This window comes from Mycobacterium sp. pV006 (genome assembly GCF_041287115.1).
Classification (GTDB): Bacteria; Actinomycetota; Actinomycetes; order Mycobacteriales; family Mycobacteriaceae; genus Mycobacterium.
Window position 1 is genome coordinate 233,095 of sequence record NZ_JBGGKT010000001.1, and the last position, 12,029, is coordinate 245,123.

Here is a 12,029-nt window from a genome sequence, read left to right on the forward strand (position 1 = left end):
TGCCCGTTCTCTCGAACCGCCGATGCAGTGGAACGCCTGGGGCGATCCCGCGCTGGCCAAACCGCTCTCGCCGGGTATCCGCAGCCTGCTCTCCCAGGCGTTGGGCATCGACGCCACCGACGTGGAGGCGCCGGACATCGACGAGGTACGGCTGCGTCCGTCCGCGCTGCCACCCAGCGACCGCGCCGGGCTCGCCGCCATCGTCGGCGCCGACCACGTGATCGTCGAGGACCGCGGCCGCCTGCTCCGTGCCGGCGGCAAATCCACGCTCGACCTGCTCCGTCGTAAGGACTTCGGGGTGCAGGACGCTCCCGACGCGGTCCTGCTGCCCGGTAACGAGCAGCAAGTCGCCGACGTGCTGGCGTTCTGCGCCGACCACAGCATCGCGATCGTCCCGTTCGGCGGCGGCACCAGCGTGGTGGGCGGTCTCGACCCACTACGCGGCGACTTCAAGGCCGTGGTCAGCCTCGACCTCCGCCGCCTCGATCAGCTCCATTTCGTCGACGACGTCTCCTGGGAAGCCGAGCTGGGCGCAGGCGTCACCGGCCCGCAGGCCGAGCAGCTGCTGGGCGAACGCGGCTTCTCGCTGGGCCACTTCCCGCAGAGCTTCCGCTTCGCCACGATCGGCGGGTTCGCGGCCACCCGCTCGTCCGGGCAGGGGTCGGCGGGCTACGGCCGCTTCGACGACATGGTCCGCGGACTGCGGGCCGTGACCCCCGCCGGGGTCCTCGATCTCGGGCGGGCTCCGGCCTCGGCCGCCGGACCCGACCTGCGACAGCTGCTCCTCGGCTCGGAGGGAACGCTCGGTGTCATCACCCGGGTCCGGGTCCGCATCCACCCGGTCCCGGCGGCCACCCGCTACGAGGCGTGGTCGTTCCCGGACTTCGCAACCGGCGCCGACGCCCTGCGCGCCGTCGTGCAGACCGGGACCGGCCCGACGGTGATCCGGTTGTCCGACGAAGCCGAGACAGGCGTCAACCTGGCGACCACCGAACACATCGGCGAGAACCAGATCACCGGCGGTTGTCTGGCCATCACGATGTTCGAGGGCACCGAGGCCCACGTCGCGAGCCGTCACGCCGAGACGCGGGATCTGCTCGCGGCCATGGGCGGTACCTCACTGGGTGAACAACCGGCACGCGACTGGGAACACGGACGTTTCGACGCCCCCTATCTGCGCGACTCCCTGCTGGCCGCCGGCGCACTGTGCGAGACGCTGGAGACCGCGACCACGTGGTCGAACCTGTCCGCGGTCAAGACCGCGGTGACCGAGGCATTGACCCGCTCTCTCGAGCAATCCGGCACGCCGGCACTGGTGCTGTGCCACATTTCGCATGTGTATCCCACCGGGGCCTCCCTGTACTTCACCGTGGTCGCCGCACAGCGCGGCAACCCGATCGACCAGTGGCGCGCCGCCAAGATCGCGGCGTCGGAGGCGATGGTGCGTAGCGGAGCGACGATCACCCACCACCACGCCGTCGGCGCCGACCACCGTCCCTGGATGCGTGACGAGGTCGGCGATCTCGGCGTCGACGTCTTGCGGGCGGTCAAAGCAACCTTGGATCCCGCCGGAATTCTCAACCCGGGCAAGCTGATTCCGTGACCGACCGCACGCGCGTCACCGTCCTGACCAACCCGGCCTCAGGACACGGCAGCGCGTCGCATGCCGCCGAACGCGCCGTCGCGCAACTGCACAAACGCGGCACCGACGTGGTGGCGGTCGCGGGACGCGACGCCGCGCACGCCCGGGCCCTGGTCGAGGGCGCGCTCGAACGCGGAATGGACGCGCTGGTGGTGGTCGGCGGTGACGGCATCGTCTCGCTGGCCCTGCAGGTGTTGGCCCGAACCGACATCCCGCTGGGCATCGTGCCCGCCGGGACGGGTAACGACCACGCCCGCGAGTTCGGCATCCCGACCGGCAACCCGGAAGCCGCCGCCGACATCGTCGTCGACGGCGTGGCCGACGCCGTGGACCTGGGCCTCATCGAGGGCGTGGACGGCACCCGCCGGTGGTTCGGCACGGTGATGGCGGCCGGGTTCGACTCGCTGGTCACCGACCGCACCAATCGGATGCGCTGGCCGCACGGGCGGATGCGCTACAACGTGGCGATGGTGGCCGAACTGTCGCGGCTGCGGCTGCTGCCGTTCCGGCTGACGTTCGACGAGAAAGAGGTCGTCACCGAGCTCACCTTCGCGGCCTTCGGCAACACCCGCAGCTACGGCGGTGGCATGTTGATCTGCCCGCACGCCGATCCGCGCGACGGTCAGATCGATGTGACGATGGTGGCCTCGGCGTCCAGGACCAAGCTGTTGAGGTTGTTCCCGACCGTCTTCAAGGGCACCCACGTCGATCTCGACGAGGTCAGCACCGCGCGTGCACGCGTCATCACGGTGGACTCCCCCGGCATCAACGCCTACGCCGACGGCGAATACGTGTGTCCGCTGCCGGTGCGGATCACCGCGGTCCCGGGCGCGTTGCAGGTCCTGCGCCCGGCCTAACCCACGCCCCTGCTGAGCCAGCTGACCTCGCCGCCCTCGCCGCCGTCGCGGTAGGCCTCGAGCGCCTCGTCCCACGCGGTACCGAGCACCGAGTCCAGCTCGGAGGCCAGCATGTCAGCGCCGCCGGCCATCAGCGCGCGCAGCCGCATCTCGCCGACCATCACATCGCCGTTGGCGCTCATCGCACCACTCCACAGACCGAGCTGCGGGGTGTGGCACCACCGGTGCCCGTCCACGCCGTGGCTGGGATCTTCGGTGACCTCGAAGCGCAGCACCGACCACGAGCGCAGCGCATTGGCCAACTGGGCACCGGTCCCGACGGGGCCGACCCAGTTGGTGACCGCGCGCAGCTGTCCGGGCATGGCCGGCTGCGGCGTCCACTTCAGATTCGCCCTCGCGTTGAGGGTCGACGACAACGCCCACTCGACATGCGGGCACACCGCCGCAGGCGAAGCGTGGATGTACACCACGCCCGTCGTGACGTCGGCGAATTGGTTCGCTGCACGCATCTGCTGCTCCTTCGGCTCCACGAGGGACGTCTTCCCCAACGACCTGGTGGTGTGCCGCAGCAACGAGAGTGAATGCAGATGAAGTTGTGGCTTGCGGGTCTATTGTGCCTCGTGAGACAGACGTTGCGCTAGTCCGGTCCCCACTCTCTCAGAGTTCTGTCAGACAACTCGGGCATCACGCTGTGAGCCCAGTCACCGAACTTGCGGTCGGTGAGCACCACCAGCGCCAACGCAGCATCCGGATCGACCCAGAAGAAGGTCCCGGACTGGCCGAAATGACCAAAGGTCCGGGGCGAGTTCGACGTGCCGGTCCAGTGCGGCGATTTCTGCCCCCGGATCTCGAAGCCCAGGCCCCAGTCGTTGGGCCGCTGCACACCGAACCCGGGCAGGACGCCGTCGAGTCCCTCGAAGACGACACCGGTCGCCTCTTCGTGCATCGGCGCCGACACGAGCGCCGGATCCAGCAGCTCCCCGGCGAAGACCGCCAGGTCCTCGACCGTGGACGTGGCCCCGTAACCGGCCGCGTCCGTACCGCCCTCGAACGACGTCCCCGACATGCCCAGGGGCACGAACACCGCCTCGCGCAGGTAATCGGTGAACGCGATCTCCGTAGCGCGTTCGATGGTCTCGGCCAGCACGGTGAAGCCGTAGTTGGAGTAGATCCGGCGGGCCCCCGGCGCGCCGATGACCTTCGACGAGGTCATGTCATACCCCGCGGCGTGCGCGAGCAGATGCCGCACGGTCGACCCGGGCGGACCCGCCTCGGTGTCGAGGTCGACCGCGCCCTCCTCCACGGCAACCTGCGCCGCACGAGCGACCAACAGCTTGGTCACCGACGCGAGCGCGAACGCATGCGAGGTGTCGCCGTGGCCGGCGATGACGCCGTCGGGTCCGACCACGGCCGCGGCAACGGTGGGGACCGGCCAATCGTCCAGCACATCGAGAGCGCTCATCGCGCCCGAGCCTAGTGCGCCTCCCACGCCGCGCACAGCGCGGCGACATGGCGGGCGTCGGTGCCGCAGCACCCGCCGAGCAGCGTGACCGCCGGCAGCCGGTCGCGCAGCGCCACGTGCCCGGCGGCGAACTCGTCGGGATCGCCCTCGTCGAGTTCGGTCGCGACGTCGAGTTCGGCGTGGCTGCGCGCCGAGGCGTTGGCGCGCAACCCGCCCAGCCGGTGCAACCACGGCCCGTCGTGCCGCAACGCCGAACCGAAGTGGGTGGGGTGCGCGCAGTTCACCAGGAAGAAGGCTGCCGCCCCGTCGGTCTCGGCGTCGGTCTGGAGGATCGCGTCGTGCAGCGGTTGGCCGGTCGGCAACCGGCCGTCGGTCTCGACGGTGAACGAGATCGCCGACGCGATACCGGCTGCGGTCGCCGCGCGCACCACCCCGATCGCCTCGGTCACGTTGGTCATGGTGATCGCCGTGACCCGGTCCGCGGATGTCTGCGCGAACGTCCCGATCTGCACGGCGTGGTAGTCCTCGGCCTCGTCGGCACTCATCACCGCGCCGGGGTCATAGCCGTCGCCGCGCGGGCCGACACACCCGCTGATCACCGACGGCACCCCGGCGCTCGCCGCCGCCGTACGCACGGACTCAGCGAAGTCCACTGCGGCGCGGTTGATCTCGTCGAGACGCTGCGCGGTGTACCCGAGCTTGTCCGCCCAGTCGGGATTGGCGCGCCAGGTCGGGGTCTCGATCACGAATCCCGCCTGGTGCCGACGCGCGATGTCGACGTATCCGTCGTAGTAATGGCGCAGCCGTGCGCACCCCTCGGCGTCCTCGAGCAACGGGAACGCCGCGAACGCCGGAAGGTCCCGACCGTCGTGGAAGACCAGTTCGGTCTCCAGACCGCCGTCGGTCACGAACATCATCGGTCTCGCTTCCGGCCGATGTAGTAGAAGTTCAGCGGATCGCTGTCGATCTCCCGCACCACCACCTCGTCGAACCCCGCGTCGGCGAGCATCGACGTCGCCAGTTCGCGGCCCCAACAGGTACCCAGACCGTCGCCGCCGAGACCGAGGGACACGCTCATGCAGTGCATCGTGGACACGGTGTACAGGTAGGGCGCGAACGGCACGCCGATGTTGTTCTCCAGCTGAGTCGACGCTTTGATGTCGACCATCAGGAACACCCCGCCCGGGCGCAGCGCCCGGTGGATGTTGGCCAGGACCTGCGCCGGGTGGGCCTGGTCGTGGATCGCGTCGAACGCGGTGATGAGGTCGAATGCGTCGGTCCGGGTATAGGTGGCCACGTCGGCCTGCTCGAAGGTGACGTTGGTCAACCCCAGTCTGCGGGCCTCGGCCGCACCGGTGGCCAGCCCTTCGTCGGAGAAGTCGACACCGACGAAGCGGCCGGCGGGGTAGGCCTGGGCCATCACGTTGACGGCATGTCCGCTGCCGCAACCGAAGTCGGCGACATCGATGCCGGCGGTCAACCGTGACGGCAGCCCGTCGACCATGGGCAGGATGACATCCACCAGGGCGGCGTCGAAGACCTGTCCGCTCTCCTCGGCCATCAACGTGTGAAAGCGTGGGTACTCGGCGTAGGACAGTCCCCCGCCGTGCCGGAAGCACGCGATCACCTTCTGCTCGACCTCGCCCAGCAGCGGGATGAACTGCGCGACGCGGGAGAGGTTGTCGGGTCCGGCGTCGCGGGTCAGCACCGCGGCGCGGTGCGGGGCCAGGGAGTAGGTCTGCGCGGCTGGGTCGTAGTCGACGATGGCGGCGCTGACCACCCCGCCCAGCCACTCGCGCACGTAGCGCTCGTCGAGTCCGGCGGCATCGGCGATCTGTGCGCTGCCGGCCGGGGGTAATTGGGCGAGGGTGTCGAACAGCCCGGTCTGGTGTCCGATGGACAGCAGGAGGGTCACGCTGGCGGCATCGATGGTGCCCACGATCCGCTGGGCGAAATCCTCGGTGCTCTCGAGTTCATGCAGAGTCGTCACGGTCGAGACGCTATGCCGCCCCGCGGTCTCCGGGCATCGGTCGCACCATGCAGGTCGTCGGGCGCGGATGGGGTGAATGATGCAGGCTCAGACGACGTTGTGGTCGCGCGCCCAGGACGCGGCCGCGGTCCGCGACGATACCCCGATCTTGGCGTAGATGTTGGCCAGATGACGTCCGATGGTCTTTTCGCTCAGGTAGAGCTGTTGGGCGGCTTGACGATTGGTGGCACCGCGCGCGATGCACGCCAGCACCTCGCATTCGCGCCGGGTGAGCCGGCCCGGCGGCGCCGACCCGCAGATACCGGCCGGTTGCACCCCCAGCTGGGCGTAGATCGCATCCGCGGTCGCAGCGTCTGCCGCGGCGACGTCGTCCTGACCGAGGCCGCGACGCGCCAGCACCATCCACTCGTAGACCTCGGCGGTGTCGTAACGGCACTGCTGCACCCGGTATTCGCGCAACGCCCTCCCCAACAGCGTCAGCGCCTGTTCGAAGTCACCGCTGCGGACCAGCAATGCGCCGCGGGCGTGCGCGGCCCACGCCAGAAAGCCCGGTGTGCCGAATGCCTCGGCATCGGATTCCAGCTCTGCGCAATAGCTTTCGGCTTCGGCCAGCGAGTTACGGGTGAGCGCGATCTGCACGGCTGCCCGCAACAGATCCACCCGGGCCAGGCGGTCGCCGTTGGCCAGCGCCAGCCGGATGGTCGTCCACGCGGCGGTGGCGTCACCACGGCGGCACGCCAGCAGCGCCTCACCGGGCTGCGGATCCATGCCCAGTGCGCGCGCTTGACCGAAAGCGTCTGCCGCACCGTCGAAGTCGCCCAGCAGGCGGCGCACCTCGCCGAGCTGGTAGTAACCCTCTGCCGCCGCCCAGCCGTTGACGTCCCGCAGCGCGTTACTGGCCGACGCGAGACGATTTTCCAGGGTCCGGTAGTCATCGGTTCCGGCCTGCACCTGGAGGCGGTGGACGTCGCAGACACCGCCGTAGGGCACCGACCCCGACAGCCCGCACCACTGCTCCATCGACTGCGTCCAGGACCGCAGCCGGGGCAGGTCGGCCAGCTTGTGGCAGTGGTGCAGCACCAGGCAGTACAGATCTCCGGCCCACTCGATGGGTACCTGGTCGGCCATCAACGGCAGCATCGCCTCGTCGATGAGCGCGTAGCCCTCGGCGGTGCGGGCATGCAGGATGGCGTCGATGCCGGCGGCGATCAGTCCCAACGCAGTGACCGCCGGGTTGTCGACGGTGTCGGCCAACTGGCGCAGCCGCAGGACGTGGCGGCGCAGCGCATCGAAGTCCTGGGTCACCGCCGCCACCGCCGCGTCGAGGTAGGCGAGGTAGCCGTGGGCGGCGCTGTCCTCGGTTCCGGTCAGCAACCGGCGGGCACGGTTCATCCAGCCCTGCGCGACGTTGACGTCGCCGCGCACCAGCCACGCCAGCGCCAGGTCGTTGGCCTTCATCGCCGCGGCGGCGGAGTCGCTGCGGGTCAGGTCGGAGTAGACGCGTTCGGCGGCGCGGCTGGACTCCCTGATGTGCCCCAACCTCCAGGCCGCGAAGGCGTACGCATCCAGGTCGTCGGTCGCCAGCGGGGCCTGGCGGCCGGCGAGCTCATAGGCCTCGAAGCTGGCGCGCCAGTCCCGCCGCCGGTGCGCGGCGCGCGCCGTGGTCAGCAGATCGGTCTGGGTCGGGGCCAGCATCGGCTCCCAGTATCACGCTCACAGGCAGCTCAGAACAGTTGGATCGAGCGTTTTGCCAATCCCATCCAGTAGCCGTCGATGACCTGCTCGGCGCCGCCGGGGTCGTCGGCGGCACCGAGCGCGACGAACAGTGGGGAGAAGTGCTCGATGGTCGGATGCGCGTAGGGCATCCCGGGTGCGGCGTGACGAAAATCGACCAGCGCATCGACATCACCGTCGGCCAACCGCTCCTGCGTCCACGCATCGAACTCGACCGACCAGCCCGGCGGCGTCGCGGCGGGGGTCCAGTCGGTCAGGAACGGTAGACCGTGGGTCGTGAAGCCCGACCCGATGATCAGCACGCCGCGGTCCCGCAGCGGACGCAGGCGCCGCCCCAGCGTCAACAACTCCTCGGGTTCCAGGGTGGGCAGCGAGATCTGCAGCACCGGCACGTCGGCCTGCGGATACATGACCGTCAGTGGCACGTAGGCGCCGTGGTCGAGGCGGCGATCCGGATCGTGGCGCACCGCGTCGTCACCGCCGAGCAGGCCCGCCACCTCGGTGGCGACGTCGACGGCGCCCGGCGCGGGATAGGTGACGTCGTAGTAATGCTCGGGGAAGCCCCAGAAGTCGTAGGTCAGCGGCCTGGCGGGGTCGGTCGAGCCGATGGTGACCGGCGCGGCCTCCCAGTGCGCCGACACCATCAGGACGGCCGACGGTCGGGGAAGTTGTTGCGACCAGGCGCGCAGCTGTGACACCCACAGCGCGTCGTCGACCAGCGGCGGCGCGCCGTGGGACAGGTACAGCACCGGCATCCTCGCGGGCATATTCCCAGTGTGCCCGATAGGTTGTAGTCATGACTCAGACTGTGCGCGGAGTGATCTCACGTTCGAAAGCTCAACCGGTCGAGGTAGTCGACATCGTCATCCCCGACCCGGGGCCCGGCGAGGTCGTGGTCGACATCCAGGCGTGCGGGGTGTGCCACACCGACCTGCACTACCGGGAGGGTGGGATCAACGACGAGTTCCCGTTCCTGCTGGGCCACGAGGCCGCCGGTGTCGTCGAGTCGGTCGGCGCCGGCGTCACCAACGTCGTGCCCGGTGATTTCGTGGTCTTGAACTGGCGCGCGGTGTGCGGGCAGTGCCGGGCGTGCAAACGCGGCCGGCCGCACCTGTGTTTCGACACCCACAACGCGGCCCAGCCCATGACGCTGACCGACGGCACGCCGCTGACACCGGCGTTGGGGATCGGCGCGTTCGCCGACAAGACCCTCGTCCACGAAGGTCAGTGCACCAAGGTCGACCCGGCCGCCGATCCGGCCGCTGCCGGGCTGCTCGGCTGCGGCGTCATGGCCGGTGTGGGAGCGGCGATCAACACGGGCGCGGTCAACCGGGACGACACCGTGGCCGTGATCGGCTGCGGCGGCGTGGGCGACGCGGCCATCGCGGCGGCCGCCCTCGTCGGCGCCAAACGGATCATCGCGGTGGACACCGACGCCCGGAAACTGGACTGGGCGCGCGAGTTCGGGGCCACCCACACGATCAACGCAAAAGAACAGGACCCGGTCGAGGCCATCCAGGACCTCACCGACGGCAACGGCGCGGACGTCGTGATCGACGCGGTGGGCCGGCCGGAGACCTGGAAGCAGGCGTTCTACGCCCGTGATCTGGCCGGCACCGTGGTGCTGGTGGGCGTGCCGACCCCGGACATGACGTTGGAGATGCCGCTGGTCGACTTCTTCTCCCGCGGCGGCGCGTTGAAGTCCTCCTGGTACGGCGACTGCCTGCCCGAGCGCGACTTCCCCACCCTGATCGACCTGTACCTGCAGGGCCGGTTCCCGCTGGAGAAATTCGTCTCCGAGCGCATCGGCCTGGACCAGATCGAAGAAGCCTTCCACAAGATGCACGCCGGTGAGGTGCTGCGGTCTGTGGTGGTCTTGTGAGCGCAGCATTGCTGCAGAACGGAGGAGACCGATGAACGGTGGACCGATCCATCGGCTGGTCACCAGCGGCACGTTCGAGCTCGACGGCGGCAGCTGGGACGTCGACAACAACATCTGGTTGGTCGGCGACGACAAGGAGGTCGTCGTGTTCGACGCGGCGCACACCGCCGAACCGATCATCGAGGCCGTCGGTGGGCGCCACGTGGTCGCCGTCGTGTGCACCCACGGCCACAACGACCACGTCACCGTCGCACCCGAGCTGGGCGCCGCGCTGGACGCCCCGGTGTTCCTGCACCCCGCCGACGACGTGCTGTGGCGAATGACGCACCCCGACAAGGATTTCCGATCCGTCGCCGACGGCGACACCATTCGGGTGGCCGGCACCGAGTTGCGGGCGCTGCACACCCCGGGCCACTCCCCGGGTTCGGTCTGCTGGCACGCGCCCGAACTGAACGCGGTGTTCAGCGGTGACACGCTGTTCCAGGGCGGGCCGGGCGCGACCGGCCGATCGTTCTCCGACTTCCCGACCATCCTGGAGTCCATCTCGGGGCGGCTGGGCAAGCTGCCGGGCGAGACGGTCGTCTACACCGGCCACGGCGACTCCACCACCATCGGCGACGAGATCGTCAACTACGACGACTGGGTAGCCAGGGGCCACTGAGCGGGCGGCGGCTTTCACGGCACGCCGACCGCAAGCGGGCTACGGTCGTAGGCGACGGATTGTCCCGACGCCCCCGGAGGTTCGCGATGCCTGAATCCAGCATCGTCGTGCGGCCGGAGCCGATGGACAGCGGCACCTACACCGCCGCGTCCCGGCTGCAGGCCGCGGGCCTGTCGCGGGCGATCGCGCTGTTCGAGCGGATCGCCGCGGACGTGCCGCTGCCCGAGCCGCCGCAGCCGATCGTCCTCGCCGACTACGGCGCGTCCACCGGACACAACTCGCTGCTGCCGATCGGGGCCGCCCTGAAGGTCATCCGGGGACGCACCCGGCCGGAGCACTCGGTGCTCGTGGCGCACACCGACCGCCCGGACAACGACTTCACCGCGCTGTTCCGCACGCTGGAAGAAGACCCCGACAGCTACCTGCACAAGGACCGGCTGACGTTCGCCTCGGCGGTCGGCCGCTCGTTCTACTCGCAGATCCTGCCGTCGAACAGCGTGCACCTGGGATGGAGTTCGTGGGCGATCCAGTGGTTGAGCCAGACGCCCGCGGTGATCGAGGGCCACGTTCAGGTCGCCTACTGCGACGACGACGGGGTGCGCGCGGCATTCGCCAGGCAGGCCGCCCGCGACTGGCACGAGTTCATCGCCTTCCGCGGACGCGAACTCTCGCCCGGGGCCCGGCTGGTCGTCGTGACGATGGCGATCGGCGAGGACGGCGAGTTCGGGTTCCGTCCCCTGATGTCGGCGCTGGTGGACGCCCTCAACGAGTTGGCCGGTACCGGGTTCCTGCAGTCCCACGAAGTGGCGCACATGTGCATCCCGACCTTCGCGCGCCGCGCGTCGGACTTCATGGCACCGTTCGCGCCGTCGGGCCGGTTCGAGGGTCTGCAGATCGAGCACCTCGAGGTGTTCGACGCCGAGGACCGGTTCTGGCAGCGCTACCAGGCCGAAAAGGATCCGCAGGCGTTCGGGGCGCGGTGGGCCGGCTTCGCGCGCGCGTCGGCGTTCCCCGCGCTGCTGCACGCGTTGGACGGCGGCACCGGCGACCCGCGCGCCACGGAGTTGTTCGATCGGCTGGAGAAGGCGGTGGCCGACCGGCTGGCGGCCGCGCCGGAACAGACGCAGATCCCGCAGGCCCACGTGGTGTTGACGAAACGTCCGAAGCCCTGAGCCCGGCCGTCAGAAGCAGCGCCGCAGACCGCCGGGTTCGCAGATCAGCGGGTAGCGGTCCACCGGCAGGGCCAGCGGTCCGCGATAGGCAAGGGTGAACGGCGACTTGATGATTCCCGGCTGCAGCCCGCAGTTGCCGTTGTGGGAGATGCTGCGGGTTCCGGACATGGTGACGTTGTCGAACGCCAAGGTGTCGACGGTCGGGGCCCACTGACCGTCGGGGCATTTCATGCCCTTGCCGTTCGGGGTGGTGAAGCTCCACAGCCCGCCCACCAGTCTGGCGTCCCCGCCGGGCGCCCCCTCGGCGCCGGCGACGTGCAGGGTGCAGCCGACCGGAAGGTGCAGCGGTTCACGCAGATCCCCGACCACGGGCACACACGTCGGGTAGATCGTCCAGGTTCCGGGCTCGCCGTCTTCGGGGGTGTAGGTGTAGACACCTTCCATCACGTCGGCGGCCTGGGCAGGCACGGCGGATCCGACGGCGAAACCGGCGATGACGGTCAGTACGGCCGACATGGTCGCCAAACCCCGCAGGATTCTCACTGTTGTTCCCTTCGGCGGACGTGGACGGTTTCTGGAGTATCCCAGCCGTGGCGGCGGGAAGTCACGTGTTTGTCAGGCTGGGACTA

12 protein-coding genes are annotated in these 12,029 nt (G+C 69.6%); 5 read left to right on the plus strand and 7 right to left on the minus strand.

Annotated features, from left to right (window positions below; genetic code table 11):
- Positions 1–22: 22 nt before the first annotated feature.
- Together ACAG25_RS01130 and ACAG25_RS01135 are read left to right on the plus strand one after the other, a co-directional pair.
- Positions 23–1,603: an FAD-binding oxidoreductase gene (locus tag ACAG25_RS01130; protein WP_370486829.1), complete on the plus strand. Its 1,581-nt coding sequence runs from the start codon at positions 23–25 to the stop codon at positions 1,601–1,603.
- Positions 1,600–2,499, plus strand: coding sequence for a diacylglycerol kinase (locus ACAG25_RS01135; protein ID WP_370486446.1), 900 nt, complete (start codon positions 1,600–1,602; stop codon positions 2,497–2,499). The genes ACAG25_RS01130 and ACAG25_RS01135 overlap by 4 nt, the downstream gene beginning before the upstream one ends.
- On the opposite strand, the gene ACAG25_RS01140 is transcribed toward ACAG25_RS01135, so the two are convergent.
- The 6 genes from ACAG25_RS01140 to ACAG25_RS01165 all read right to left on the minus strand — a co-directional run bounded on the left by ACAG25_RS01140 (position 2,496) and on the right by ACAG25_RS01165 (position 8,452).
- Positions 2,496–3,008 carry a DUF3145 domain-containing protein gene (locus ACAG25_RS01140; protein ID WP_370486447.1) on the minus strand — a complete coding sequence of 171 codons (513 nt, stop codon included), beginning with the start codon at positions 3,006–3,008 and terminating at the stop codon, positions 2,496–2,498. The genes ACAG25_RS01135 and ACAG25_RS01140 overlap by 4 nt on opposite strands.
- 128 nt (positions 3,009–3,136) lie before the next feature.
- Complete coding sequence (locus tag ACAG25_RS01145) at positions 3,137–3,961, minus strand: serine hydrolase domain-containing protein (RefSeq protein WP_370486448.1); 825 nt, start codon at positions 3,959–3,961, stop codon at positions 3,137–3,139.
- Between the two features lie 11 nt (positions 3,962–3,972).
- The gene (locus tag ACAG25_RS01150) at positions 3,973–4,878 is read right to left on the minus strand and encodes a homocysteine S-methyltransferase family protein (RefSeq protein ID WP_370486449.1); all 906 of its coding nucleotides are present in this window, start codon (positions 4,876–4,878) and stop codon (positions 3,973–3,975) included.
- Positions 4,875–5,951 (minus strand): class I SAM-dependent methyltransferase, encoded by a 1,077-nt coding sequence (locus ACAG25_RS01155; protein ID WP_370486450.1) that lies wholly within the window; start codon positions 5,949–5,951, stop codon positions 4,875–4,877. The genes ACAG25_RS01150 and ACAG25_RS01155 overlap by 4 nt, the downstream gene beginning before the upstream one ends.
- A gap of 87 nt (positions 5,952–6,038) precedes the next feature.
- Positions 6,039–7,646, minus strand: a complete 1,608-nt coding sequence (locus tag ACAG25_RS01160; RefSeq protein ID WP_370486451.1) for a LuxR C-terminal-related transcriptional regulator — start codon at positions 7,644–7,646, stop codon at positions 6,039–6,041.
- A 29-nt stretch (positions 7,647–7,675) separates the two neighbouring features.
- The gene (locus ACAG25_RS01165; RefSeq protein ID WP_370486452.1) at positions 7,676–8,452 is read right to left on the minus strand and encodes a dioxygenase; all 777 of its coding nucleotides are present in this window, start codon (positions 8,450–8,452) and stop codon (positions 7,676–7,678) included.
- Between the two features lie 29 nt (positions 8,453–8,481).
- On the opposite strand from ACAG25_RS01165, the gene ACAG25_RS01170 reads away from it, so the two are divergent.
- From ACAG25_RS01170 to ACAG25_RS01180, 3 genes are all read left to right on the plus strand, one after another.
- Positions 8,482–9,567: an S-(hydroxymethyl)mycothiol dehydrogenase gene (locus tag ACAG25_RS01170; protein ID WP_370486453.1), complete on the plus strand. Its 1,086-nt coding sequence runs from the start codon at positions 8,482–8,484 to the stop codon at positions 9,565–9,567.
- Between the two features lie 31 nt (positions 9,568–9,598).
- Positions 9,599–10,228, plus strand: coding sequence for an MBL fold metallo-hydrolase (locus tag ACAG25_RS01175; protein WP_370486454.1), 630 nt, complete (start codon positions 9,599–9,601; stop codon positions 10,226–10,228).
- An 86-nt stretch (positions 10,229–10,314) separates the two neighbouring features.
- On the plus strand, positions 10,315–11,400 hold the full coding sequence (locus tag ACAG25_RS01180) for an SAM-dependent methyltransferase (RefSeq protein ID WP_370486455.1): 1,086 nt from the start codon (positions 10,315–10,317) through the stop codon (positions 11,398–11,400).
- 9 nt (positions 11,401–11,409) lie between these two features.
- Here ACAG25_RS01180 and ACAG25_RS01185 read toward each other — a convergent pair whose 3' ends face one another.
- On the minus strand, positions 11,410–11,943 hold the full coding sequence (locus ACAG25_RS01185) for a hypothetical protein (RefSeq protein ID WP_370486456.1): 534 nt from the start codon (positions 11,941–11,943) through the stop codon (positions 11,410–11,412).
- Positions 11,944–12,029 lie beyond the last annotated feature (86 nt).

What these genes read in the sequence shown, in the direction of transcription:
- ACAG25_RS01180 (WP_370486455.1), top strand. Translation starts at nt 10,315, where the DNA reads ATGCCTGAATCCAGCATCGTCGTGCGGCCGGAGCCGATGGACAGCGGC.
- ACAG25_RS01130 (WP_370486829.1), top strand. Translation starts at nt 23, where the DNA reads ATGCAGTGGAACGCCTGGGGCGATCCCGCGCTGGCCAAACCGCTCTCG.
- ACAG25_RS01150 (WP_370486449.1), bottom strand. Translation starts at nt 4,878, where the DNA reads ATGATGTTCGTGACCGACGGCGGTCTGGAGACCGAACTGGTCTTCCAC.
- ACAG25_RS01160 (WP_370486451.1), bottom strand. Translation starts at nt 7,646, where the DNA reads ATGCTGGCCCCGACCCAGACCGATCTGCTGACCACGGCGCGCGCCGCG.
- ACAG25_RS01175 (WP_370486454.1), top strand. Translation starts at nt 9,599, where the DNA reads ATGAACGGTGGACCGATCCATCGGCTGGTCACCAGCGGCACGTTCGAG.
- ACAG25_RS01140 (WP_370486447.1), bottom strand. Translation starts at nt 3,008, where the DNA reads ATGCGTGCAGCGAACCAATTCGCCGACGTCACGACGGGCGTGGTGTAC.
- ACAG25_RS01165 (WP_370486452.1), bottom strand. Translation starts at nt 8,452, where the DNA reads ATGCCCGCGAGGATGCCGGTGCTGTACCTGTCCCACGGCGCGCCGCCG.
- ACAG25_RS01170 (WP_370486453.1), top strand. Translation starts at nt 8,482, where the DNA reads ATGACTCAGACTGTGCGCGGAGTGATCTCACGTTCGAAAGCTCAACCG.
- ACAG25_RS01145 (WP_370486448.1), bottom strand. Translation starts at nt 3,961, where the DNA reads ATGAGCGCTCTCGATGTGCTGGACGATTGGCCGGTCCCCACCGTTGCC.